Raw genomic sequence first — 25,181 nt, forward strand, 5'->3', positions numbered from 1 at the left:
GAGGACCACGCCCCTTGGCTCCATTGCGCTTATGCGCGACCGGATTTGCGCGAGATGAGTGCCTTTGCAGCTTCGGCGACGGCTGACGGAGCCATGCCAAACTGATCGAGCAGGAACTCTGCCGAGCCAGTCGGGGCAAAGATCCCGGGAACGCCGAGTATCTCCATCGGAACCGGCGCTTCCGCGACGATGACTTCGGCGATGGCAGAGCCAAGGCCGCCAAAGGTTGAATGTTCCTCTGCCGTCAGGATCGCACCGGTATCCCGCGCAGCGGCCACGACGGCGTCCACATCGATGGGGCGAACCGTTGCCATGTTCAGGACACGCGCTTCAATGCCTTCGGCTGCAAGAAGTTCGGCTGCCTTCATCAGGCGATGCGTCAATGTGCCATTGGCAATCAGAGTCACGGCATCGCCGTCACGCAGCAGGTTAGCCTTGCCAAGCTGGAATTTGTGCCCTGCGGGCAGAAGGTCGGGCACGCCAACGCGCGACAGGCGCAGGAAAACGGGGCCTTCGTAAGCCGCAGCCCATTCAACTGCCGCAGCCGTTTCGATGGAATCGCAAGGCGCGATGACCGGCAGGTTCGGCAAAACGCGGGTCCATGCGAAGTCTTCAATCGAATGGTGGGTCGGCCCAAGTTCGCCATAAGCCATGCCCGACGAGATGCCGACGAGCTTCACGTTCGCGTTGGAATAAGCGATGTCAGCCTTGATCTGTTCGAGCGAACGACCGGTCAAGAAGCAGGATGCGCCGCAGACGAAGGGAAGAAGCCCGCCATTGGCGAGGCCGGCGCCGACGCCGACCATGTTCTGCTCGGCGATACCGACATTCACCAGGCGCTCAGGGAACTTCGACTTGAAGCCGCCCAGCTTGGATGATCCGACCGAGTCGTTGCAGACAGCGACGATGTCGGGGTTTTCCGCGCCCAGACGTTCCAGCACAAAGACGAACGCATCCCGGCAATCGTGCAGTTTGGGGGTGATGTCAGCAGCGTTCATCACAGGGTCTCCGACAGTTCAGCGACAGCGATCTTGTATTGTTCGGCATTCGGCACCTTGTGATGCCAGTCCACGGTGTCCTGCATGAACGAAATGCCCTGACCTTTATTGGTATGGGCTACGATGCAGTGCGGCGCGGCGGTGCGCTTCTCCAGAGCCGGGACGATCTCGGACATGTCATTTCCGTTGATCTCGGTGACATCCCAACCGAACGAAGCCAGCTTGCTGCCGAAGGGCGCAAGATTGTTCGTATCCTTGAGCGCAGCACCCTGCTGGAAGCGGTTGTGGTCGATGATCAGTGTCAGGTTGTTCAAGCCGAACTGAGCCGCAGAGCTGATCGCTTCCCAGTTCGATCCTTCCTGCATTTCGCCGTCGCCGGTCATGACATAGGTGTGGTAGCCCGCGCCGCGGATCTTGGCCGCCTTGGCCATGCCGACCGCCACGGGCAGCCCATGGCCGAGCGGACCGGTATTGGTTTCGACGCCCGGCACTTTGTTGCAGTTCGGGTGCCCGTTCAGGCGGGAGAGCGGCTTCAGGAAGGTCGATATCTCATCCTCAGGGAAGAAGCCGCGCTTTGCGAGCGTCACGTAGAACGCCAAGGCGACATGCCCTTTGGACAAGACAAATCTGTCCCGCTCAGGATGTTTGGGCTGGTCGGGCCAGATACGCAGCACACGAAAATACAGAGCGGTGAGGACATCGATTGACGACATCTCGCCCCCAATGTGCCCTGCACCCGCTTCGAAGACGGCTTGGAGGTCGCGCAGACGAATCTGCTTTGCAATGCGATTGAGGTCGTCGGGCTGCATGTCTTCCTCGGCGTGAATAAATATCCAGTTGCCGATATAATTGCATTCATGCTGTGCAAGTCAAGCAAAAAAGCCTGCTTTATGGGTGCCAAGATTCAGCTTGACACCTCGCCAAGCGATCCGATACGAATTTACAGCCGACAATGAATATTTATGCTAACATGACATTGGCGGCAGTCACGAAGGGAGGACTTCATGCTGACGCAAACGAAGGAGCAGGCGGCTCCGGCTCGGGCGCAACTCTTGGGATCTATGAAGGGTGCAACCGGACCGCTGATCGGCCTCGTCCTGCTTTGCCTGTTCCTGACCCTTTGGACCGACACTTTCTTTTCGGTCCGCAACTTCCTCAACATCCTCGACCAGATCACCGTTCTGGGGATCATGGCGGTCGGTATGACGCTGGTCATCCTGATCGGCGGCATCGATCTTGCTGTTGGTTCGGTCATGGCATTGACCATGATGGTGCTCGGGTATCTCAATGTGGAATTGGGCGTGCCGATGGGGATCGCCATTGCGGTGGCTCTTGGTGCGGCAGCGTTGAACGGGCTCGTTGCGGGGCTCTTGATCACGCGCTTCAATGTCCCCGCCTTCATTGCGACACTGGCCATGATGTCCATCACGCGTGGTCTTGCGAACATGATCACGAATGGCCAGCAGATCATTGGTTTTCCGAGCTGGTTTAACATGGCCGCGATCGTTCGCTACGGCGGCTTCCTGACCATGACGGTCGCGCTGATGCTCGTCGTGTTTCTGCTCGGCATACTCTACCAGCGTTACCGCTACGGAGGCCGCGCGCTCTACGCCATTGGCGGCAATCCGGAAGTGGCGCGCCTTGCCGGGATCAACGTCAAATTCATGACGGTGATGGTCTATATCGTGTGCAGCGTGCTGGCGGGTCTTTCGGGCATCGTTCTGGGCGCGCGGCTGGACTCTGTGCAACCTTCGTCAGGTGTGGGCTACGAGCTTGATGCGATCGCAGCGGTCGTGATTGGCGGAACCTCACTTTCCGGCGGAACGGGCGGGATCGGCGGCACAGTCGTCGGCGTCCTGATCATCGGGGTGCTCCGGAACGGGCTCAACCTGCTCAGCGTCTCGCCCTTCATGCAGCAGGTGGTGATCGGCGCGGTGATCGTGCTCGCCGTGACGGCCGAGACCTTCCGCAAGCGTAAGTAATTGCCTTCCCAGGCGTCGACGTCGCCGCCTGGTTTGCAAGACGATGGGCGATAATGCCCGTCGAACAGGGAGGGGCCTCCCAAAAAAGAGACCGGACGCCCCAATGTCATGTCGGAGGAGAGACACATGAAACTCAAGAAAGCACTGTTGGCGGCGACCGCTGTCATGGCCCTCGCAGTTCCTTTTGGCGCGTCGGCCAAGGACGTGAAAAAGATCGGCCTCGCTGTCCCGAACCTGCAGGCAGACTTCTTCAATCAGATCAAGCTGGGCGTGGAGAACTACGCCAAGGAAAAGGGCATCGAGGTCGTTACGGTTGACGCCAAGAACGACACCGCGACTCAGGTCAGCCAGGTGCAGGACTTGATGACGCAGAACATCGACGCCTTCATCTACATCCCGGCTGGTGCCGCCGCTGCCGCCGTTCCCACGCGTCTGGCCCGCGAAGCCGGCATTCCGGTCATCAACGTTGACCGTTTCCCCGAAGGCGAACCGGGAGACACCTTCATCGGTGGCGAAGGCGTGAACTCGTCCTACCAAGTCTGCAGCGAGATCATCAAACGCGCTGGCGGCGCGGGCAAGATGGTCATCATCCACGGTCAGAAAGGCACCACGCCGGAAATCGACCGCACCGAGGGCTGCATGAAAGCCATCGGTGAAAACTCGGGCGTCGAACTGGTCGATGAACAGTGGACCGAGCGCTGGTCGGCTGACGAAGGCTTCGCCATCGCCCAGAACATGCTGACCGCACATCCCGACATCACCATGATCTTCGGTCAGGCTGACGGCATCGCGATGGGTGCAGCCAAGGCTGTCGACGTGGCCAACCTGTCGGACAAGGTCGTCATCGGCGGCTATGACGGCGACGGCTCGGCTCTGGAGTACCTTGCCAAGTGCGAAGGTCCCTTCGTCGTGACGGCGACCCAGTCCACCCGTCGCATGGGCCGACTGGCGGTTGACTCGGCACTCGCCGTTGCGGCTGGCGAAAAGGTAGAAGAGCGTCAGGTTTCCGAGGCCGTTCTGACCACCTGTGACAACGCCGCTGAGTTCGTCGCGGACCACCCGTAATCCCGCTCGAGGTAGCATCGTCATGACCACGCCTTCGCCGATCCTGTCGCTTCGTGACATCCGGAAATCCTACGGACAGATCAAGGTTCTGCATGGTGTCGATCTGGATATCTATCCGGGCGAAGTCGTGGCGCTGCTTGGCGAAAACGGTGCCGGAAAATCTACGCTTTCAAACGTGATTTCCGGGACTGTCATGCCCACCTCTGGTGAAATGAAATGGCTCGGGGCGGCGTACGCCCCGACCACTCCACGTGAGGCGATGGATGCAGGCGTGGGCATGATCCATCAGGAACTGAAGCTTCTTCCGCAATTGTCGATTGCGGAGAACGTCTTCGTCGGGCGCTATCTGATGAAGGGTGGCCGTGTCGATCGCAAGGCGATGGAAGAGCGGGCGCAGGCCGGCCTTAAACGTCTTGGCCTGGACATTCCGCCTTCGCGGCAGGTCGAGGGTCTTTCGACCGCGAACCAGCAATTGATCGAGATCGCCAAGGCGTTGACGCTGAACGCACGCTTGTTGATCCTTGACGAGCCGACCGCCGCCTTGGGCGGCGACGAGACACAACTCTTGTTCCGCCAGATCGAGCGCTTGAAAGCCGATGGCGTGGGTATCATCTACATTTCTCACCGTCTGGAGGAGATCCGTCAGATCGCCGACCGCATCGTCGTGATGCGCGACGGTGCCAAGGTGCAGGAATTCGACCGGGGCGATGTGCCGGTCCGCACGATCGTCGAGGCGATGGTGGGACGGTCGCTCGAGCGGATGTTCCCGGCCATTCCCGTCCCTGCCGAGGACGTCACGCTTGAGGTGGAGGGCCTGACGGCGCCGGACGACAGCTTCCGAAACATCAGCTTTGCAGTGAAGAAAGGCGAGGTTTTCGGCATTGCCGGGCTGATGGGTGCAGGCCGGACCGAGCTTGTGCGTGCCCTGACGGGTGCCGATCCGATCGCGAGCGGCAGGGTCCGGCTCAACGGTCAGGACATCACCCCACGCTCGCCGGCGGAGGCGATCCGCAACGGCATAGTGCTGGTGCCCGAGGACCGTAAATTGCAAGGCGTGGTGCTGCATCATTCCATCGCCGAGAACATCGGTTACGCAAACCTCGACGAACTGACCAGCAATGGCTGGATTACGTCCAAGAAGTTGCACGCCTTCGCCGATGACTTCATCAAGAAGTTCGGGGTCAAGGGGAAAGCCGGCCAGAATGCCGGCGAACTGTCCGGCGGAAATCAACAGAAGGTCGTGCTCGCGAAATGGCTCGCCCGCAATCCACGGGTGGTCGTTCTGGATGAGCCGACGCGCGGGATCGACGTCGGTGCGCGATCGTCGATCTATGCATTGATCATGGATCTGGCGCGCAACGGCGTTTCGGTCATCGTCGTCAGTTCAGACCTCGAAGAGGTCTTGGGTGTGTCGAACCGGATCATGGTGATGGCACAGGGAAAACAGGCCGGTATTCTGGACCGCAAAGATGCGAATGACGTCTCGGTCATGGAACTGGCAACGCTTTAACGGGGAAATGGGGAAGATGTCCGATATCACTTTGAACGCGCCGAAGATGTTTGATCTCTCTGGCAATGTCGCCTTGGTGACCGGAGCCGGAAGTGGCATCGGCCAGCGCATCGCGATGGGGCTGGCACAATGTGGCGCCGATGTTGCGCTTTTGGACCGCCGCACGGATGACGGAGTGGCCCGCACCGCTGAATTCATTGCGACCGCGGGCCGCCGCAGCATCCAGATTGCGGCCGATGTGACGAGCGGCGCCGCTCTGAACGACGCCGTGGCTCGCACCGAGTCCGAGCTCGGTGCCTTGACTTTGGCGGTCAACGCGGCGGGCATCGCGAATGCCAATCCGGCCGAGGAAATGGAAGAAGCCCAGTTCCAGCAGATGATGGATATCAACCTGAAGGGCGTTTTCCTGTCCTGTCAGGCCGAGTCCCGTGCGATGTTGAAAAACGGGCGGGGGTCCATCATCAACATCGCCTCGATGTCGGGCGTGATCGTGAACCGTGGGCTGATGCAGTGCCATTACAATGCGTCGAAAGCTGGCGTGATCCACATGTCCAAGTCCATGGCGATGGAATGGGTCGGTCGTGGGATACGCGTCAATACCATCAGCCCGGGCTATACTGCGACGCCGATGAACACGCGCCCCGAGATGGTGCATCAGACCAAGCTGTTCGAGGAACAGACACCGATGCAGCGCATGGCGACGGTGGACGAGATGGTGGGGCCTGCCGTCTTTTTGCTGTCCGACGCAGCAAGTTTCGTGACGGGCGTCGACCTTCTGGTCGATGGCGGCTTCTGTTGCTGGTAAGTCCATGACGCGTCGCACACTGGCGGCAGGAAACTGGAAAATGAACGGCAACTGTTCCGATCTTTCTGAAGTTACTGCTCTGTATTGACCTGGCCGACTCTGCCCAGGTCATGCCGCCAGTCTGAATGCCTCGGCTGGTGTCCGCATGGCAGGCGGCCGAGGCGGGCGACGGCCGTGGTTGCCTTGCCGGTGCGCGACAGGTGCCCGCCCAGAAGTTCGCGCCTGTGGCAATCGATGTTCAGCGCCGAGTTGCGCTTGGCCGCCCGCCTTCCGACGACGTCTTCCAATGGTCCACCCATTGCTACGTCTCGATCCGTGTAGCATGAGCAGATTCTCACTGGATCCATGCAAGCCGCGAGTTGTTCCCGGCCCCTCGATGCCCACGACATTCGGGGGCGTCATGCAGGTGAAAATCACGGATTTGAGGAACCAGCACCTCGGGCGGGTTTCTCTGGATCTTCAGGTCCACCGGCCCCGAAAACGGGCCGATGGACAAACTTCAGGAGCCTCTACACTGGTGAGCGTACAGGCATTTTTTGTCCATTGCCCTCTCGCAAGCCATTGATTTCATTGGCATGGATTTTGGGATGTACAGCCAGTTTGTCCATTTCAGCAGGCAAAATTTGTCCACTGAGAGATTCTGCATTGAAATCAATGGGATCCCCCGAGGGTGAAAACCCCATTCCGGCTGACATCCGCGGCGGGCCTGATTACGCCGCTTTCGCCGTGCGTCGTCTGGAATCTCGAGGCGCTGATCGATCGCTATCGCCCCTATCTCTGGGTCTTCGGCCATACCCATCGGCAGACCGAGCTCCAGATGCCGGGCGGCCCCTGCTGCGCAATGTCTCGGTCGGCTACGAACACGAGTTCCGGCTTGGCGATGTCCGCGCGCGGGTCCGGCGCGGGCTGATCGACCTCGATCAGATTAGGGAGGGGGTGTGAGCGCCATGACAAGGGGCAAGGGCACACAAGGCGTCCGCCCTCTGGTGCCGAGGCGGGGATGCCTGAGCAATGTCAACGGGCGCGTGGCAGGGCGAGGGTTCGCTCTGCCCAAAGCGCATCGAGAAAACGCGCCCAACCAGCCAATCGCGATCAAGAAGAAGTTGGCTTGAGCGGGCGCCCGCTTCCCGATCAAACCCGCTGTCAAAGATGCTGTTCCAAGGGAGGCCTCGGCCGGGATCAGCGCTGCCGTTTCAACTGGCCTTCGAGTTGCGCGCCAGGCTCAATGGCAATCCGCTCATGCGTGACATCGGCGCGGACAATAGCGGTTGAGGAGAGCATGACGTTCTGCGCCTCGATCGTGCCGCTGACCTGACCCTGGATGGTCAGATCGTAGGCCGTCGCCGCCCCCGTGATCGCGCCGGTCGGGGCGATGAGAATATCCGGCGCTCGGACCTGCCCGGTGACGGTCCCCCGCAGGTCGACCGGGCCAAGCGACGTGATCTCCCCATCGACCACCAGGTCCTGCGCCAGGACGCTAGGCTTCGCGCCCGCCTGCGCCGGTTCCGGCAAATGTACCGTGACTGCCGTGCCGCCCGCCATCTTGCTCCATCCCGCTTGAGTTACCCGGCTATTCAACAGCATCGCAGCCTATCGGCCAACGCCCGTGCTTGCGCCTCAGCGGCGATCAGCCGAGCGCAGGCGTCCAGCAACCTAGCCGAGACAGCCGCCTGCGTTGTCGACTGAGGGCGGAAAGCGGACAGTCGTTGCGGTCAGCATCAATGGCTGCTTGGCGTCTGGTTGGTGTTCGGCGTGGCCGGCGGGAAGTGACTTTCCGCAGATCGTGTGATGCGCTCAGCGTCGGCATCTCGATCATCGAGCAGGAGTTGCCCCAGGTTCCGGCGAGGTCCGTTGCCGAGAACATCGTCTTCGGACGCGAGCCGCTGGCCGGGTTTAGCCGGATCAACTCTAGCCGCATTATACTAGGGCAGAAGTGCGCACGAAAACGTTGGCCCGCGCCGCCCTTCTAACCCAGTAGAGAGAACCATTCGCCACCTGATTGATAGCAGGGTTCAGGAGAACGGAGGCTGGATCGAATTGGTCAGATAGCACTCCCGCGCGACAGTTTGGGCCAGCAAAGAAATGACTGGTTTAAAATTTTCGCTTGGACTTCATAGCTGCTACAAGTTCACGCCCCGCAGTCAGAATGTGATCACGAAGATATGGGATGGCCTGTTCCACATCCCGGGCACGGCACAATACTAGCAACTGCTGATGTTCAAGGGCAGCTGTTTCAAAGGCTTCGGTCAGCAAAAGCTGCAAGCGTACGAAACGTTCGACCTGAAGGTTTATCCCGCCAAGAATCAAAATGGATTGACCTCTTTCTGCGGGGCTCAGCAGGCGCCGGTGGAAAGCGGCGTTTAGGGAACCCCACCTTGCCATTTCCCGTTCAGTATAGACCCTCTCCAGTTCGCCCAAGATTTCTTGACAGGCGATGAAGTCCGCCGCTGTCATTTTTGGAATCGCATGGAGCAGTAAGTCACACTCGATCAAGGCGCGAAGCTCGAACAGTTCCATCACCTCGTCCGGAGAAATTGACGAGACAAAAGCCCCTTTGTGAACCTTCGTTTCGATCAAGCCCTCTGCCTCCAACTGGCGAAAGGCCTCGCGAACGGGCATCCGGCTACATTCATATTCGGCGGCAAGCGCCTCTTGAACCAGCGCTTCGCCGGGCTGAAACTCGCCGTTCAAGATGCGTTCGCGCAGCGATGCGGCCAGGGCTTCTGGCAGGCTGAGGCGCTGCAGCTTGTGCTTTTCAGAGGGATTTCCGACTGTTGTCATTTCGCGCCACATTGGATCCAATCAACATTTTCACCATAGCTTTCATTGGCTGGCGGGGGCAAGGCGAGCGACAGCGGATCATCCACTTTGTTATGGGCCGTCATGACTTTGCGCGAAGCTGGTTTGGAAGCCGCGCCAAAGGCATATCCTGACAACAGACCGGCCAGAAAAATCGCTGGATCGCAAGGCTACCAACCGAAGTGCTGCGGCCGTCCGACATAGCCGGGAACGGACCGCGATGAACGACTGCATGGGCCACTACGACACCCGTGCCGAATCCGTTCACAATCTGCCTGCCCGCTTTGTCTTTGAGATAGGGTAATAGCCGGGTTGCAGCGTCATGATCGAGGGAAGCAATGTGAACTGAGGCGTTAAGCTGTCATTCAAATGCCTGAGTAATCTGGGCGCTTTGCGGTCGTGCGGCAGGGCCACCAATGACCCTGCCACCACCGTTCGACGTCAGAGCGTTTTCAGGTCTGCAACTGCCTTTGTGATCGTGGCAATGACGTGCTGACGTTCAGCGCCGACAAGGGGAAGGCGCGGTGCGCGTGTCCACTCGGGGGCGCCATAGACGAGGCTCTCCCCCATTTTGATGTACTGGACGAGTTTGACATGCGTATCGAGATGAAACGACGGCGTGAGAACCCGATAGATCTTGCGCGCTTCCGGATATTTGTTTGCCTGGCAGAGAGCGAACAGGTTGACGCATTCCTTCGGCCAGACGTTCGTCATGCCAGACACCCAGCCGGTCACGCCAAGAGCGCAGCTTTCGACAATAAGATCATCTACGCCGCAAAAAATGCTGAAGCGATCGCCGAACGCCACATACATGTCTGTCACGCGACGGATGTCGCCGGTTTCTTCCTTGATGCAGACGATCTCCGGCGTGTCGACCAGTTCCTTCAGCACCTCTACCGTGCAGTCGACCCCGTATGCGATCGGATTGTTGTAGATCATGATGGGAAGCGATGAGGCCGATGCGATGCCCTTATACCATTCAACCGTTTCGCGCGGGTCTGTCTTGTATCCAAGGCTTGGGAACACCATCAAACCTTGCGCTCCAAAGGACTCGTAAGCCTTGGCGTTTGCCTTGGCGCGATCAAGGGTGATCTCGGCCAGACCCGATAGGACAGGCACGCGGCCCTTGGCCGTCTTGACTGCCGCCCGAATGATCATTTCCCGTTCGACCATGTCCATTGAGGCATTCTCGCCCAGCATCGGCAGAACGATAACGCCATCGACGCCCGCCTCGATCAGTCGCTCGATACTGGCCGTGGTGGCAGCCAGATCGACGCTGCCGTCCTGGTGCAGCTTGGTGGTAACGGCGGGAAAAACGCCCTTCCAGATTGCCATTGTGGTGTCCTTTCTTGATTGCAGATGTTTCTTGGGGTGTTTTCTCAGTGCAGCACGCGTTGCAGAAACTGCTGCGTGCGCTCTTTGTTTGGGGCTGTGATGACCTGTCGCGCATCGCCGATTTCACAGATCACACCGCCATCAAAAAAGGCGACCCGGTCAGCACTTTCGCGGGCGAATGCAATGTCGTGGGTGACCATGATCATGGTCATGCCATTGGTCCGAAGCTTACGGATCGTGTCGAGCACTTCACCGACCAGTTCCGGGTCGAGCGCGGAAGTTACCTCGTCGAACAACATGTAGTCTGGCTTCATCGCCAGAGCCCGCGCGATGGCCAATCGTTGCTGCTGTCCCCCCGACAGGCTTGTAGGGTATTGTTCCGCCTGGGCTGAAAGGCCGACATAATCGAGGTGTTCCCGAGCAATCTCCAAGGCGTCTTTCGGGCGCATTTTCCTGACGATGCGCGGCGCAAGCGCAACGTTTTCCAGCGCATTGAGATGCGGAAATGCGTTGTACTGCTGAAAAACGATCCCAAGCTTCTGGCGCAATAGATTGAGGTCAGTGCTTTTGGCATGAACAGAGATGCCATCGACAAGGATCTCTCCTGCCTGGATCGGCTCCAGCCCGTTGATGCATTGCAGCATCGTCGATTTTCCTGAACCACTGGCCCCGATAAGGCATAGCACTTCGCCTTTCTTCACCTCCAGCGAAACACCCTTGATGACTTCATGGTTCCCAAAGGATTTCCGGACATTGCGGATTTCAATCATGGTTCATGGCCTTTTCCAGACGGCGGCAGTAGCGCGAGATCGGATAGCAGATGAGAAAGTAAAACAGGCCAGCCCCGGTCAGGATCAGAAGGGCCTCATTGGTGCGATTGATCAGGATCTGCGTGGCGCGCATCAGTTCGACATAGCCAAGGACGCCAACAAGCGCGGTATCCTTGGTCAGCGCGATCAGCGTGCCGACCCAGCCGGGAAACACGGCTCGCAATGCAAGCGGGGCCGAAACATGCCGCAACTCTTGCCAGTAGCTCATGCCAAGGGACCGCGCCGCTCGACGAAGGGTAATGTGAACTGACGCCAGCCCCGCGCGCACCAGCTCGGACGTTAGGACGCCCATGTAGAGGCTGAGCACGACGCAACCAGCCACAAGCGGAGAAGCCTCCCCCCCGGCCATAGCGAAAAAGCTGCTGGCCAGAATAAGCTGAATGATCAGGGGAACACTACGGACCACATTGATGATCGGTGCAAACGCCCAGCGGGCCGTTTTACTTTCGCCCCGCGCCCAACCCAAGGCGAGCCCGATGATTGTTCCTATCGTTGCGGCGATGACCGTCAGCAGAACGGTATTGCCGATGCCCTGCAGGACGAACCAGAGATCGGACCACTGCAGACCTGAATAGGGGAGTGTGATTTTCATGGGTCACGTCCGGAAAAGGCGCCGGAAAATCAGCCGGGCCGACACTTCGACGATTTTTGACAGGAGAAAATAGATGGCTGCGGCGACCAGAAAGAACTCAAAGGTGCGGAATGATTCAGATTGGGCCGCTTGAGTCGCACCAGTCAGTTCCCGCAAGCCGATGATCATGCCAAGCGAACTGTTTAGAAGGGCCCAGTTCAATTGGTTGACGTAGGGAAAGAACACTGTCTTGAACACCTGCGGAAAGACTACCCGCGCGTAGCTTTGGCCGACGGTCATGCCCAGCGAACGCGCCGCCGACATCTGGGTCTTGGGGACTGAGCTCAAGCCGCCGCGAAAGACCTCGGCCAGATAGCCCGCGTTGTTGAAGGTCAGCGCAGCCACCATCGCAACGTAACTGCTCAGATGGATGCCAAAGGCCCCCAGACCGAAATAGACCATGTAGATCTGGAAGAGGGCCGGTGTGTTCCTTGCCAGTTCGACCCAAGCAGTCGAAAGTCGCAAGCCAAGACCGCGACCCTGCCGGCCGATCGCCAATGCCGCCCCAAAGGCGGTGCCCAGGATCATGGAAAGCACCGTGATCTGCAGGGTCAGGGCTGCACCTGCCGCAAGCTCGGGCAGTTTCTGCCAGACGATCGACCAGTAGAACGTGTAGCCGAACATGACCAGTTCACCTTCTAGGTTTGGGCGAAGACTGAACCGCCTTCGCCCCTGTTCTTGTTCAGTATTCAACCATCGGGGCGGCAAGCGCCGGAGGTTCACCTGCGCCGAAGTAGAGACCGTAGAGCTCGGCATAGCGGCCGGACGTCACCTGCGACCAAACGAAGGTCCTGACAAACTGAAGCAAGTCCTGATCGGCTTTGCGCACCGCTATGCCAGCCAGATCCGGCGGTGTCGGCGCATCGCCCGCAACCTTGAGGTTCGTGAACTGCCCGCTCTGGATCAGGGCCGCGGCGGCAGCATTGCCCACGATGAGGCCATCGATTTTGCCTTGGCTAAGCGCAAGATAGCTTTCCGCCTCGCTGCCATAGCCGGTATAGCTACCTGCCGGATCAGCCCATTGGTCGAAGGCGGACTTCAGATCCTTTTCGGTCGTCGTACCGGTCACGCCACCAATCGCGCGGCCCTTCATCTCGTCAAAAGAAGTGATGTTCGTGTCGTCCCGGGTCAGAACAACATTGATGTAGTTTACGTAGGGCTGCGAGAACGCAACCGACAGGGCGCGTGCTGGCGTGATCGAAGTTGATGCAATCAAGACATCGATCCGATTGGATTGCAGCGCCGGGATCCGCTCTGCCGACGGGGTTTCCACGATCTCGGCCTCGACGCCAAGGGCTGCTGCCATGTCCTTGCAGTAAGCGACGTCGTAGCCTTCAGGTTCGTTCTGTTCGTTGCGGAAACCGGCGGGCGGGTAGTCGAGTTGGACGCCGCAGCGCAGTTTTCCTGACGCAATGATGTTGTCAATCGACGGGTCCGCCGTTGCAGTCCCCGCCAGGCAAAGCGCCATCGGCACGGCAATCGCTGCCGCGAGTAGCTTCTTCATTATGACCTCCAATGTTGGACGACCGCGAATCCAGCGGGTCGGCGTTATTGTTTAACTGGATCCAATCGACAGTTGTCAATTGAAAGATTCTGTCCTAGACAGATCCGCAGAACCATCAGGCGGAAGGGCCCCGGAATGTCTGGCAGGAATGTCTTGATCGTTGGGGGCGGCATCATCGGACTCGCCATCGCGCATCACCTGCTTGGGCGTGGTCACACGGTCACCATTCTTGACCGGGACCCCGAAGGAGATCGTGCATCTTATGGCAACGCGGGCGGGATTGCCGTGTCCGAAGTCATTCCCGCTTCAGCGCCGGGCGTCTTTCTCAAGGTGCCGGGGTGGTTGCTCGACCCATTGGGTCCTTTGGCCGTTCGATGGCGTCATCTACCATCATTGATCCCTTGGCTGCTCCGGTTCTCTCATGCATCGAGCCGGACCGAAATGCTCCGAGGGGCAAAGGCACTCGCCAGCCTGAACAACCGCACCTATGACGACCTGCTGCCGATGTTGGCTGCAAACGGGTTGCAGAACGAATTGCACTGCAAGGGTGCGCTTTCGGTCTATGAAACCGAACGGGCTTTTCAGGCCGATGCCGGAACGTGGGATCTGAGGCGGCTTCACGGTATCACTTGTGATGACCTCAGTGGAGATCAAGCGCGGGAGATGGAGCCGGCCCTTGGCCCCATTGTCCGGCGGGCTGTCGCAACCCCGCAATGGTCCCATGTCTCTGACCCACGGACCCTGCATTCGGCGCTCTTGACCTCACTTCGCCAGCGCGGCTTGACGGTGATCCGCGGTTCTGCTGTGGGCCTGACGCCAACGGAAAGTGCAGTCACGGTGGACACCTCGGATGCCGGGCCTCTAGCGGCGGAAGACGTGGTGATCGCAGCCGGTGCCTGGTCGGGCTTTCTGGCTGCGACCATCGGCGATCGGGTTCTCTTGGAAAGCGAACGGGGGTATAACACGACCATCGCGGCGCCGGGCATTCAACTCGGGCGCGAGATCATTTTCGCTGAACGACAGTTCGTGGCAACACCGCTGTCTTGTGGTTTGCGCATCGGCGGTGCCGCTGAATTTGGTGGGCTTGACGCCAAACCCAACTTCAAAAGATCGAATGCGCTGGTCAGCCTTGCCCGCCGGTACTTCCCCGATCTGGTCGAAACCCATGGCACAATGTGGTCGGGCCATCGACCGGCAACCCCGGACAGCCTGCCCGTCATTGGTCGGTCAAGCCGGAACCGGCGGGTTATTCATGCCTTCGGGCACGGGCATCTGGGGCTGACCCAAGCGGCAACCACGGGCCGGCTGGTGGCTGATCTGATTGACGGCGCCACGCCTGTCGTCGACCTTTTGCCTTTTTCTGTAGATCGCTTCTGAAGCTGGAGTTCCCAAATGCGCCACACCTTCTTTTGCATCGACGCCCATACCTGTGGAAACCCTGTCCGCGTCGTGGCCGCAGGTGCGCCGCAGTTGCCGAATGTGTCGATGGCCGAAAAGCGGGTTCTGTTCCAAAGGGATCATGATTGGGTCAGAACGGCCCTTATGTTCGAACCCCGTGGCCATGATGTCATGTCAGGAACGATCCTCTACCCGTCTTCGCGGACGGATTGCGACATTGGCGTTCTTTTCATCGAAGTCAGCGGCTGTCTGCCGATGTGCGGGCATGGCACAATCGGCACTGTGACGGCTGCTCTGGAAGCAGGGCTCGTTACTCCCCGCGTTCCGGGGCGCCTCTCCATCGAGGCTCCTGCGGGCCGCATAGATGTTGAATACCAGATGGAGGGCCCTCATGTCCGTCATGTAAGGCTCTTCAACGTCGCCAGCTATCTTCACGCCCGCGACGTTGCCATCGTTGTGCCAGGCTTGGGCGAGATCACCGTCGACTTGTCATATGGTGGTAACTTTTATGCGATCATCGAACCACAGGTGAACTGGCCCGGGCTAGATCGAATGTCGGCGGGCGACATCGTTCAACTGAGCCCGATTGTTCGCGCTGCGGTTCAAGAGGCAGTCGCACCCGTCCACCCTGAGGACACGCGCATTGCAGGGGTCAGTCACGTCATGTGGTGCGACGAACCCCGGCACCCTGAAGCGACGGCGAGAAATGCAGTCTTCTACGGTGCGAAGGCAATTGATCGGTCCCCGTGCGGAACGGGATCGTCAGCACGGATGGCTCAGTTACACGCCAGGGGGCGGCTGAAGGTCGGTGAAAACTTCATCCATGAAAGCATCATTCGGACTCTTTTTAATTGCCGCATTGAAAGCGAAACAGACGTTGGCGGAAACCCTGCGATCCGACCGAGCGTGGCCGGTTGGGCACAGATCATCGGGCACAATACAATTTTCGTCGATGATCGTGATCCCCTGATGAAGGGCTTCCAGATAGCTTGAAGATCAGACGACGGAATCGTTCGAAAACAGGGTAAGCCTTTTGAACGAAGCCGATACCTACCAAGGGTTCAGCTTTGTTCGGGAGTTGTGGTGTTGTCAGCAGCACTGGGCTTTAAACGACCTCGCCGCCCAGCCAGCCTTTCGAGATGACCGGACGCTCCCCTTTCCCCTATTTCAAGACCAGCCCCAAGGTCTTCCACCTTGCGACGCTGATGGACATCCGGGATCCGTAATAGCGACGAAATCTCTATGACTTGCAGTGCGCGCGGGGTATCTCTCCCAACCATGAAGTAGAGGCACATCTCGCTGGAATTGATGCCTCTAGATGAGTTACCAAATGGGGAAGGTTGGATCGCAGCAGCTTTGCCTTCTGCACTCTACCTGGTGTCTCAACTGGACCGTCAGCGCGTTGAGATTTGGAAAGCTGCCCTTCGCAGGGGCACTTTGGAATGGCAGCTATGGGCCGTCACGAACCCTTGCGCCCCCGGCCGGGCGTCTCGCCAAGTTTGTACCGGAAGGCATGGCGGAACGCGCTTTCCGAGGAATGGCCCATGCGATCGGCCACCTGAGCGACGGGCGCGCCTTGGCGCAACGCCTGAGCATGCTGTTCAGCGCCTAATGACGAACGACGATATTGGAAAGGCTGTTTTGGCAGCTCAGATTGTCGTCGTTGTAGACGATCGCCTTTTGGTTTGAGCTTGGGCTGAGAGGCTGTTACGCCCCCGGACCCATGACAACGCCGCCCGGAACCTGGGCGGCGTAACTCTTTGATTTTACTCATAATGGACAAATTATACCAGTATGTCATGCCCCGAATGGACAAAAATTGCCTGTCGGGACAACACAGGTACGCCGCTCGCACGGCTCAGCCGCATTTGGAATGACCGCAGTCGAGGCAGGTCATGCAGCCTTCTTTCATCTGCATCGCGAAGGATCCGCAAGACGGGCAGGCCTTGCCCTTGGGGGTGCCGCCTACGACCATCACTTCGGCCTTGGGGTCGGATTTCAGACCCATGCCCTCGCCTTCGATGAAGCCGATGTTGATCAGGTGGCGTTCGATCACTCCGCCGATGGCGGCGAGGATCGAAGGGATGTAGCGGCCTTCCATCCAGGCGCCGCCGCGCGGATCGAACACTGCCTTCAGCTCTTCCACGACGAAAGACACATCGCCGCCACGGCGGAACACGGCGCTGATCATGCGGGTCAGCGCCACGGTCCAGGCGAAGTGCTCCATGTTCTTCGAGTTGATGAAGACCTCAAACGGGCGGCGGTGGCCGGCGATGACGATATCGTTGATGGTAATGTAGAGCGCATGTTCGCTGCCCGGCCATTTCACCTTGTAGGTATGGCCCTCCAGCGCGGCAGGGCGGTCCAGAGGCTCGGACAGGTAGACGACCTCGCCGCCTTGCGCGGGCGCAGGGGCATGGGCCTCGGCCGGGGTCTTCTCGCTCGACTCCGAGACGGTCAGAACCGAGCCCGTGACCGCATTGGGGCGATAGGTGGTGCAGCCCTTGCAGCCCTGATCCCAGGCAGCCATGTATACTTCCTTGAAGTCATCAAAGCTGATGTCTTCCGGGCAGTTGATGGTCTTGGAAATCGACGAGTCGATCCATTTCTGCGCAGCGGCCTGCATGCGGACATGGTCCAGCGGCGGCAGGGTCTGCGCGTTCACGAAATAGTCGGGCAGGGGGGCGTCACCCTTCAGGTCGCGCCACAGCCGCACGGCATAATCGACCACCTCTTCCTCGGTGCGCGAGCCGTCCTTTTGCAGCACCTTGCGCGTATAGGCATAGGCGAAGACAGGCTCGATACCCGACGAGACATTGCCCGCATAAAGGCTGATGGTGCCGGTCGGCGCGATTGAGGTCAGCAGTGCGTTGCGGATACCGTGCTTGCGGATCGCGTCGCGCACGTCGGGGTCCATCTGCATCATGTTGCCGGTTGCGAGATAGGCCTCGGCATCGAACAGCGGGAAGGGCCCCTTCTCCTTGGCCAGATCGACCGAGGCCAGATAGGCAGCGCGGGCGATGGCGTGCATCCAGACTTCGGTCTGCCGGGCTGCCTCGGCCGAGCCATAGCGCAGGCCAAGCATCAGAAGCGCGTCGGCAAGGCCGGTAACGCCCAGACCGATGCGGCGCTTGTTCTGCGCCTCGGCTTCTTGCTGGGGCAGGGGGAAGCGGCTGGCGTCAACCACATTGTCCATCATCCGGACCGACAGGCGCACCAGATCATCCAGTGCCTTGGGGTCAAGCAGGGCCTGGGGCGTGAACGGATCGCTGACCAGCGTCGCAAGGTTCACCGAGCCCAGAAGGCAGGCGCCATAGGGCGGCAGGGGCTGCTCGCCGCAGGGGTTGGTGGCGGCGATCGTCTCGACATAGCCCAGATTGTTCATCGCGTTGATGCGGTCGATGAAGATCACGCCGGGCTCGGCGAAGTCATAGGTGTTGCGCATGATGCGGTTCCACAGGTCGCGCGCCTGCACGGTCTTGAAGACCTTGCCGCCGAACTGCAATTCCCACGGCCCATCAGCCTTCACCGCATCCATGAACGGATCGGTGACAAGGACTGACAGGTTGAACATCCGCAGGCGGGCCGGGTCTTTCTTGGCCTCGATGAAGGCCTCGACGTCGGGATGGTCGCAGCGCATGGTGGCCATCATCGCGCCACGGCGCGAGCCTGCCGACATGATGGTGCGGCACATCGCATCCCAGACATCCATGAAGGACAAGGGGCCCGAGGCATCGGCGGCGACGCCTTTCACCTCGGCGCCGCGCGGGCGGATGGTTGAAAAGTCATAGCCGATGCCGCCACCCTGCTGCATGGTCAGCGCGGCCTCTTTCAGCGCGTCGAAAATGCCGCCCATGCTGTCGGGGATGGTGCCCATGACAAAGCAGTTGAACAGCGTGACGTTCCGCCCGGTGCCCGCCCCGGCCGTAATGCGCCCGGCGGGCAGATACTTGAACCCTTCCAGAGCCTTGTAGAACTCCGCCTCCCAATGGGCGGGGTCCTTCTCCACCTCGGCCAGCGACCGGGCGATGCGCCGCCAGGTATCCTCGACGGTGCCATCGATCGGCGTGCCCTCGGCATCTTTCAGGCGGTATTTCATGTCCCAGATTTGCTCGGCAATTGGGGCGGCGAATCGAGACATGGGGGAATCCTTCATATGGTGGTCTGCGGGCCGAGGCCCTACAGGATACGCCCATCGGGGGGAAGGGTCAAAGCCTTGCCGACCCCCTGTGCGCGGTCTATCTGTTGCAGGGAAACCGGGTGGTGGAATGGCCGATCATATCAACCTGCTGAAGCTTTGCGTGGGCGCCGAGTCCGTCGAGGACCTTGAGGACTGGCAGACCTCGCAGGCGCACCGCTGGCCTGCGGGGCGTGCGGTGCATGTGACCCGCATGTGGCCCAAGCGCGAGGCCGAACTGCTGGCGGGCGGCTCGCTCTACTGGATCATCAAAGGGCAGGTTCTGGCGCGTCAGCGCATCCTCGGGCTTGAGCGGGTGACGGGCGGTGATGGCATCGACCGCTGCGCCCTTCTGATGGATACCGAGGTGATCCGCACGCAGGCCGCGCCCCGACGCCCCTTTCAGGGCTGGCGCTATCTCGCGCCCGAGGACAGCCCGCGCGATCTGCCGAAAGGGCGCGCACAGGAAGAGCCGCTGCCCGAAGAGCTTGCCCGAGCCCTGGCCGAAATCGGTCTGCGTTAAAGCGCAGGCAGATCGAGCCCGAGCTTTGTCGCCAATGCAGCAAGCGTCGCACGTTCGGGCGCGGCCCAGTCGGCGCGGCGCGCGAGAAACAGCGTTGCCTGACTGCGATGAACAACCGAATCCGCAAGGATTTTCAGGTGGTTAGCGCGCAGTGTCTCGCCGGTTGATGTGATATCGGCAATCGCTTCTGCCGTTAGGTTCTTCACCGTGCCTTCGGTCGCGCCCTGGCTGTCGACGAGTTGATAGTCGGCGATATCGTTTGCGGTCAGAAAGTCGCGTACGAGGCGGTGGTACTTGGTGGCGATCCGCAGGCGAAAGCCGTGACGCGTCCGAAAGGCCGCGGCCGCTGCGTCAAGGTCGTCAAGGCTGTCCACGTCAATCCAGGCCGAGGGGACCGCGATGATCAGATCGGCATGGCCAAAGCCCAGGGTCGCCAGCTCTGCCACTTGGGTATTCCAGTCGGCCAGCTTGTCGCGCACAAGGTCTGATCCGGTGACGCCCAGATGGATGCGACCGGCGGAAAGCTCGCGCGGGATCTCGCCCGCCGAGAGCATGACAAGCTCCACCCCGTCAATCCCGTCGACCGCGCCCGAGTATTCGCGCTCGGCCCCGGTCTGGCGCATGGTCACACCGCGCGCGCCGAACCAGTCAAAGGTCTTTTCCATGAGCCGCCCCTTGGACGGCACGCCGATTTTCAGGCTCATGCGTCGACCCCTTTCAGCGTGGCGACGAGGGCGGGCCGGATGATGCCACCCACGGCCGGAATCGACCGGCCCTGACCAAGGATCGCGGTCAGGGCATCATAGCGACCGCCCGAGGCGATAGGGGGTTCGGCCCCGTCAACACCCCCGTCAACGGCCGCGCTGCCATTGCGGTGGAAGGAAAAGACGAAGCCGTCGTAATATTCCAGCGTGCTGCGGCCGTGGCTTGCCTCGAAGGGCAGCGATGCGGTGTCGACACCGTGCTGGCGCATCGCGATCAGGCGTGCTTCGAACCGGTCCACTGCCGGTGCGATGGCGGGCATCAGCGGTTGGATGCCGCGCAGATGGGCGAGCGCGGCGTCACAGGGCGCGGCAAGTCCCAGCAGGTCATAGAGCAGCGCCGCCTCGGGCGCGGCGAGGGTCGGGGTCTCGGCATCTTCCACAAGCGCTCGGGCGCGCTCGGCGATGTCTTCGGCAGACCTCAGGCCGATCTGCGGACCGGCGGCGGCGATCAGGGCTTCGGGGGTGTCACTGCGCAGATGGTTCAGCAGATGCAGCCGTCCTTCCGGCATCGGCGCGCGTCCGGCAAAGCGGTCAAGCAGCGCCCGAAAGCGGCGCGGGCGCCAGACATGGCGGCGCAGGGCGGCCTTGCGGCGGGGCGTCGTGGTCAGCCCTTCGATGGCGGCAAGCAGGATGCCGATGTCGCCGGTCAAAGCCTTGAGTCCGATAGGGGAGAGCAGCCGCGCGAAAAGCGCGAACACCTCGGCATCGGCCTTGGGGGCATCGCGGTCAAAGACCTCGAACCCGACCTGAAGGTATTCGCTGGCGCGCGGGCCAAGGTGATCCTGTTTGCGGAACACTTCGCCCATATAGCAATAGCGCGCAGGCTCCGCCCCATCCGCCATATGCGCCTGCACCACCGGTACGGTGAAATCAGGACGCAGCACCATCTCGCCGCGCAGCGGGTCTTGCGTGACATAGGCGCGGGCGCGGATGTCCTCGCCGTAAAGATCGAGCAGCGTTCCGGCAGGTTGCAGCACATCGGCCTCGACCGGTGCGGCACCCGTGGCGCGGAAGGCGGCAAACAGCGCCTCGGCCTCGGCGCGGGCTTCAGGGGTGATGGTCATTGATCCAGCATCCGGCGCACGGCGCTGACCAGATCGCTGCGGGCAACCTCGACCTGCGCGGGGCGATCCTTCCATTCCTCAAGCGTGGCGCTTTGGGCGATCTTTGCGCCAAGCACCAGATCCTTCAGAATGATCGTGCCCTTGGCTGCCTCATCCCCGCCCTGGATCACGGCGACCGGGCTTTCGCGCTTGTCGGCGTATTTCAGCTGGTTACCAAAGTTCTTGGGGTTGCCCAGATACATCTCGGCCCGGATGCCGGCGCGGCGCAACTCGCCCACCATCGCCATGTAATCGGCCATGCGGTCACGGTCCATGACGGTGACGATCACCGGCCCTGCCGTGGCCCCACCGACGCGACCCTTGGCGCGAAGCGCGGCCAGCAGACGGTCCACCCCGATCGAGACGCCGGTCGCAGGCACGGCCTGTCCGGTGAAGCGCTTGACCAGATCATCATACCGCCCGCCGCCCGAGACAGAGCCGAACTGGCGCTTGCGGCCTTTCTCGTCGAGAATCTCAAAGGTCAGCTCCGCCTCGAACACCGGGCCGGTGTAGTAGCCAAGACCCCGGACGACACCCGGATCCAGCACGATGCGATCCGGCCCATAGCCTTGGGCGTCCAGCAGTTCGGCCATGGTTTCCAGCTCTTGCACACCTTCAAGGCCGATGGCCGAGCCACCAACAAGCTCGCGCAGACGCGACGCCGTTGCGACACCTGTATCGCGTTTGGCGGCCATGAAGGCCATGACGACCTCGGCCTGCTCGGCCCCCAGTCCCGCACCCTTGGTGAAGTCGCCGCTTTCATCCTTGCGGCCGGCACCCAGCAGGGCGCGCACGCCGTCCTCGCCCAGACGGTCGATCTTGTCGATGGCGCGCAGCACGATGCCGCGTTCGGCTTCAAAGCGCGCAGGATCGGACGGGTCCAGTACGCCCGCAACCTCCATCACGCCGTTCAGCACCTTGCGGTTGTTCACCCGCACGATGTAGTCGCCGCGCGGAATGCCCACGACCTCAAGCGCGTCGGACAGCATGGCGCAGATCTCGGCGTCGGCGGCAACGGTCGGGCTGCCAACCGTATCGGCGTCGCACTGATAGAACTGGCGGAAGCGCCCCGGCCCCGGCTTTTCATTGCGCCAGACTGGCCCCATCGCATAGCGGCGATAGGGCGAGGGCAGGTCGTTGCGGAACTGCGCGGCAACGCGCGCCAGCGGCGCGGTCAGGTCATAGCGCAGCGCAAGCCATTGGTCGTCCTCGTCCTGCCAGCCGAACACGCCCTCGTTCGGGCGGTCGACATCGGGCAGGAACTTGCCAAGCGCCTCGACCGTCTCTACCGCGCTGGTTTCCAGCGGATCAAAGCCGTAGGCATGGTAAACCCCGGCGATCTGATCCAGCATCGCCTTGCGCTCGGTGACTTCGGCACCAAAATAGTCGCGAAAGCCCTTGGGCGGTTCGGCCTTGGGGCGACGGGCGGGTTTTTCCTTCGTCATGGGCTCGGCCTCGCTTGCAATCGGGCCTGCCTTAGCGGATGGGGCGTTTCAGAACAAGTGGAGGTGCGGATGAGCAGCATGATGGAACTGGAAGAACGCATTGCCCATCTGATCCGCGCGGTGGATGAGCTGTCCGACGTCGTCGCCCGTCAGGCGGGTGAGATCGACACCCTGACTCGCCGAGTCGCAATGCTGCTTCTGCGAGAGGCGGAACGCGAGGCGCAGGAAGGTGAAGGGCTTGGGGCGATTCCCTTGGCCGATCAAAAACCGCCACATTGGTAGGCGCATCAAGGCCCTGTCGCCCGACAATGGGGCAATAAAAATGCCGGCATGCCCCCTTTCGCGCAAGGTTTCGCCGATGGGTGTTTGCTGCACTGCAACAGGCGGGCAGATTCACGCTCAGGCGGTAACGCAACAGCGAGGTGATCTTGCAAAAAGCATCTGCTCACAGATATAGCAGCGCGAAAGAGGGTGCGCCAAAGCGCGCCGCGTAAGTATCGGAAAATACATCATGCCCGTCGGCCGTGTTGCCGTTCCTTCCCTGTCCCGCCGTGCGCTGATTCTGGCGGCAACCTCGTCAGCAGCGCTTTCCCTGTCCGGGGCGCGGTTCGGCATCGCACATGCGCAAGAGGCTGTCGCCCCGACACCTGCTGCGCCGCAGCAATTCTCATTTGATCTGCTGACCCAGCAGATGCGCGACAAGGCGGCCCAGCCCTTTGCTGCGCCCGACAAGATTTCCGGCTTCTTTGCGGGTCTGAAGTATGACGACTACCGGCTCGTAAGCTTCAATCCTGACCGTGCCCGCTGGCGCGACGACAAGGACGGGCAGTTCCAGCTGCACGCCTTCCCGATGGGGTGGCTCTTTGCCGAGCCGGTGCAGCTTTACGAGGTGAAGGACGGTCAGGCGTCTGAGATGGCGTTCTCGACTGACGACTTCCGTTTCCTGAACGAACTGGCCGCAAAGGTTCCGGCAGGTGAAAAGATGCCGGGTGTCGCGGGCTTCCGTCTGCACTATCCGCTCAATCGCCTTGACGTAATGGACGAAGTGGTGGCCTTCCTCGGCGCTTCTTACTTCCGTGCATTGGGGCAGGGGTCGGGCTACGGGCTTTCCGCCCGCGGTCTTGCGTTGAACACCGCGACCGACACGGCCGAAGAATTCCCGCGCTTCTCGGCGTTCTGGGTGGAGCGGCCCGGCCCGGGTGCGCGCGAGGCTGTGGTCCATGCCGCGCTCGAATCGCCTTCGGTGACGGGTGCCTACCGCTTTGTCATCCGCCCCGGCGAAGAGACGATCATGGACGTGACCGCCCGGCTGTTCTTCCGGGCCGATGTCGTGCAGCTTGGCATCGCGCCGCTGACCTCGATGTATCTCTTCTCGGAGCGCAACCGGCACGCCTTTGACGATTATCGCCCGCAGGTGCATGACAGCGACGGTCTGCGCATCACCCGCGCCGATGGCGATGTTCTGTGGCGTCCGCTGAGCAACCCGCCACGTCTGGCTGGCGCCTACTTTGGCGAACAGAGCCCGCGCGCCTTCGGTCTGCACCAGCGCGACCGCGAGTTCATGAACTATCAGGACTCCGAGGCGCATTACGAGCGCCGCCCCTCGCTTGAGGTGGAGCCGATTGGCGATTGGGGCAAGGGCGTGATCCGTCTGGTCGAGATCCCCTCGGATCTGGAAGTGAACGACAACATCGTTGCCTTCTGGACGCCGGAAGGTGCCATCAAGGCCGGCGACACGCGTGAGTTTTCGTATCGCTTGCGGTGGGGCAGCCTGCCGATCGAGGATCGTACAGACCTTGCCCATGTGCTTGAGACCCGCTCGGGTGTCGGCGGGGTGTCGGGTGTCGAAAGCGCCGAGAACGTCCGCAAGTTCGTGGTCGATTTCACCGGTGGGCCGCTTGACCCGCTGCCAGCTGATTCCGAAGTCGAACCGATCGTCACCGTTCACGGTGGTGAGGTCGTGTCGCAAAGCTTCCAGCGTGTCTGGGGCAGCGACATCTGGCGGCTTGCGCTGGACATCAAGGCCGAGAACGGCGCCACCGTCGAGATGGTGGCCCATGTGGCGGGCTTTGGCCGCAAACTTTCTGAAACCTGGCTCTATCAGTGGATCAATGCATGATGACCAACATTGCTGACATGACTGCTGTTGAGATCGAAACCCGCGTGCGCGACCTCGGCACCTTGCCGCAAGCGCCGCTGGTTATGCCCAAGCAGGTTCTGGAGGCGGCGGAGCCGCTCTCGATCCGTCGCGGATTGCGCGCTATTCTTGCTGCGCTTCATCTGGGATCGGCCTCGCGCCAGGAGATGTAATA

24 protein-coding genes are annotated in these 25,181 nt (G+C 60.9%); 11 read left to right on the forward strand and 13 right to left on the reverse strand.

Features of this window, described 5'->3' with window-relative positions; genetic code table 11:
* Positions 1-29 precede the first annotated feature (29 nt).
* Complete coding sequence (locus FQU74_RS01395) at positions 30-998, reverse strand: transketolase family protein (protein WP_146284667.1); 969 nt, start codon at positions 996-998, stop codon at positions 30-32.
* Positions 998-1,807 (reverse strand): transketolase, encoded by an 810-nt coding sequence (locus FQU74_RS01400; protein WP_170246185.1) that lies wholly within the window; start codon positions 1,805-1,807, stop codon positions 998-1,000. Before FQU74_RS01400 ends, FQU74_RS01395 begins: the two co-directional genes overlap by 1 nt.
* A gap of 195 nt (positions 1,808-2,002) precedes the next feature.
* Between FQU74_RS01400 and FQU74_RS01405 the strand changes: the two genes are divergently transcribed.
* From FQU74_RS01405 to FQU74_RS19200, 5 genes are all read left to right on the forward strand, one after another.
* A complete protein-coding gene (locus tag FQU74_RS01405) occupies positions 2,003-2,980 on the forward strand; it encodes an ABC transporter permease (protein WP_146284670.1) in 978 nt (325 codons plus the stop codon).
* 126 nt (positions 2,981-3,106) lie between these two features.
* Positions 3,107-4,045, forward strand: coding sequence for a substrate-binding domain-containing protein (locus tag FQU74_RS01410; protein WP_146284671.1), 939 nt, complete (start codon positions 3,107-3,109; stop codon positions 4,043-4,045).
* A 22-nt stretch (positions 4,046-4,067) separates the two neighbouring features.
* Positions 4,068-5,555, forward strand: coding sequence for a sugar ABC transporter ATP-binding protein (locus FQU74_RS01415; RefSeq protein ID WP_146284672.1), 1,488 nt, complete (start codon positions 4,068-4,070; stop codon positions 5,553-5,555).
* Positions 5,556-5,571: 16 nt separating this feature from the next.
* On the forward strand, positions 5,572-6,360 hold the full coding sequence (locus FQU74_RS01420) for an SDR family oxidoreductase (RefSeq protein ID WP_146284673.1): 789 nt from the start codon (positions 5,572-5,574) through the stop codon (positions 6,358-6,360).
* A gap of 125 nt (positions 6,361-6,485) precedes the next feature.
* Positions 6,486-6,686, forward strand: coding sequence for a hypothetical protein (locus FQU74_RS19200; RefSeq protein ID WP_158635502.1), 201 nt, complete (start codon positions 6,486-6,488; stop codon positions 6,684-6,686).
* A gap of 853 nt (positions 6,687-7,539) precedes the next feature.
* Here the strand turns inward: FQU74_RS19200 and FQU74_RS01430 are convergent.
* The 7 genes from FQU74_RS01430 to FQU74_RS01460 all read right to left on the reverse strand — a co-directional run bounded on the left by FQU74_RS01430 (position 7,540) and on the right by FQU74_RS01460 (position 13,459).
* Positions 7,540-7,944, reverse strand: a complete 405-nt coding sequence (locus FQU74_RS01430; protein ID WP_229704481.1) for a bactofilin family protein — start codon at positions 7,942-7,944, stop codon at positions 7,540-7,542.
* Between the two features lie 507 nt (positions 7,945-8,451).
* Positions 8,452-9,141, reverse strand: coding sequence for a GntR family transcriptional regulator (locus tag FQU74_RS01435; protein ID WP_146284675.1), 690 nt, complete (start codon positions 9,139-9,141; stop codon positions 8,452-8,454).
* A 459-nt stretch (positions 9,142-9,600) separates the two neighbouring features.
* Entirely contained in the window at positions 9,601-10,494 is an 894-nt protein-coding gene (locus FQU74_RS01440; protein WP_146284676.1) for a dihydrodipicolinate synthase family protein, read from the reverse strand.
* A 44-nt stretch (positions 10,495-10,538) separates the two neighbouring features.
* Positions 10,539-11,264 carry an amino acid ABC transporter ATP-binding protein gene (locus FQU74_RS01445; protein ID WP_146284677.1) on the reverse strand — a complete coding sequence of 242 codons (726 nt, stop codon included), beginning with the start codon at positions 11,262-11,264 and terminating at the stop codon, positions 10,539-10,541.
* The gene (locus tag FQU74_RS01450; RefSeq protein ID WP_146284678.1) at positions 11,257-11,916 is read right to left on the reverse strand and encodes an amino acid ABC transporter permease; all 660 of its coding nucleotides are present in this window, start codon (positions 11,914-11,916) and stop codon (positions 11,257-11,259) included. The genes FQU74_RS01445 and FQU74_RS01450 overlap by 8 nt, the downstream gene beginning before the upstream one ends.
* A gap of 3 nt (positions 11,917-11,919) precedes the next feature.
* Entirely contained in the window at positions 11,920-12,579 is a 660-nt protein-coding gene (locus FQU74_RS01455; RefSeq protein ID WP_146284679.1) for an amino acid ABC transporter permease, read from the reverse strand.
* Between the two features lie 58 nt (positions 12,580-12,637).
* The gene (locus FQU74_RS01460) at positions 12,638-13,459 is read right to left on the reverse strand and encodes an ABC transporter substrate-binding protein (RefSeq protein WP_146284680.1); all 822 of its coding nucleotides are present in this window, start codon (positions 13,457-13,459) and stop codon (positions 12,638-12,640) included.
* Between the two features lie 135 nt (positions 13,460-13,594).
* Between FQU74_RS01460 and FQU74_RS01465 the strand changes: the two genes are divergently transcribed.
* Both FQU74_RS01465 and FQU74_RS01470 read left to right on the forward strand, forming a co-directional pair.
* Positions 13,595-14,836 (forward strand): NAD(P)/FAD-dependent oxidoreductase, encoded by a 1,242-nt coding sequence (locus FQU74_RS01465; RefSeq protein ID WP_146284681.1) that lies wholly within the window; start codon positions 13,595-13,597, stop codon positions 14,834-14,836.
* Positions 14,837-14,851: 15 nt separating this feature from the next.
* Positions 14,852-15,850 (forward strand): 4-hydroxyproline epimerase, encoded by a 999-nt coding sequence (locus FQU74_RS01470; protein WP_146284682.1) that lies wholly within the window; start codon positions 14,852-14,854, stop codon positions 15,848-15,850.
* 865 nt (positions 15,851-16,715) lie between these two features.
* Here the strand turns inward: FQU74_RS01470 and FQU74_RS01475 are convergent.
* On the reverse strand, positions 16,716-18,998 hold the full coding sequence (locus FQU74_RS01475) for an adenosylcobalamin-dependent ribonucleoside-diphosphate reductase (protein ID WP_146284683.1): 2,283 nt from the start codon (positions 18,996-18,998) through the stop codon (positions 16,716-16,718).
* A 127-nt stretch (positions 18,999-19,125) separates the two neighbouring features.
* Between FQU74_RS01475 and FQU74_RS01480 the strand changes: the two genes are divergently transcribed.
* Positions 19,126-19,557: a DUF1489 family protein gene (locus FQU74_RS01480; RefSeq protein WP_146284684.1), complete on the forward strand. Its 432-nt coding sequence runs from the start codon at positions 19,126-19,128 to the stop codon at positions 19,555-19,557.
* On the opposite strand, the gene hisG is transcribed toward FQU74_RS01480, so the two are convergent.
* Genes hisG through hisS form a run of 3 tightly spaced genes read right to left on the reverse strand, consistent with a single transcriptional unit; the run spans position 19,554 to position 22,869 of the window.
* Positions 19,554-20,261, reverse strand: a complete 708-nt coding sequence (hisG, locus tag FQU74_RS01485; RefSeq protein WP_146284685.1) for an ATP phosphoribosyltransferase — start codon at positions 20,259-20,261, stop codon at positions 19,554-19,556. The genes FQU74_RS01480 and hisG overlap by 4 nt on opposite strands.
* Positions 20,258-21,385, reverse strand: a complete 1,128-nt coding sequence (locus tag FQU74_RS01490; RefSeq protein WP_373289060.1) for an ATP phosphoribosyltransferase regulatory subunit — start codon at positions 21,383-21,385, stop codon at positions 20,258-20,260. The genes hisG and FQU74_RS01490 overlap by 4 nt, the downstream gene beginning before the upstream one ends.
* Complete coding sequence (hisS, locus tag FQU74_RS01495) at positions 21,382-22,869, reverse strand: histidine--tRNA ligase (RefSeq protein WP_146284686.1); 1,488 nt, start codon at positions 22,867-22,869, stop codon at positions 21,382-21,384. The genes FQU74_RS01490 and hisS overlap by 4 nt, the downstream gene beginning before the upstream one ends.
* Before the next feature lie 78 nt (positions 22,870-22,947).
* On the opposite strand from hisS, the gene FQU74_RS01500 reads away from it, so the two are divergent.
* From FQU74_RS01500 to FQU74_RS01510, 3 genes are all read left to right on the forward strand, one after another.
* Positions 22,948-23,151 carry a SlyX family protein gene (locus tag FQU74_RS01500; RefSeq protein ID WP_146284701.1) on the forward strand — a complete coding sequence of 68 codons (204 nt, stop codon included), beginning with the start codon at positions 22,948-22,950 and terminating at the stop codon, positions 23,149-23,151.
* Positions 23,152-23,380: 229 nt separating this feature from the next.
* A complete protein-coding gene (locus FQU74_RS01505) occupies positions 23,381-24,988 on the forward strand; it encodes an OpgD/OpgG family glucan biosynthesis protein (protein WP_146284687.1) in 1,608 nt (535 codons plus the stop codon).
* The gene (locus FQU74_RS01510; protein ID WP_158635503.1) at positions 24,988-25,179 is read left to right on the forward strand and encodes a hypothetical protein; all 192 of its coding nucleotides are present in this window, start codon (positions 24,988-24,990) and stop codon (positions 25,177-25,179) included. The genes FQU74_RS01505 and FQU74_RS01510 overlap by 1 nt, the downstream gene beginning before the upstream one ends.
* The last annotated feature ends 2 nt before the right edge of the window (positions 25,180-25,181 follow it).

Source organism: Gemmobacter aquaticus, from assembly GCF_007859075.1.
Classification (GTDB): Bacteria; Pseudomonadota; Alphaproteobacteria; order Rhodobacterales; family Rhodobacteraceae; genus Gemmobacter; species Gemmobacter aquaticus.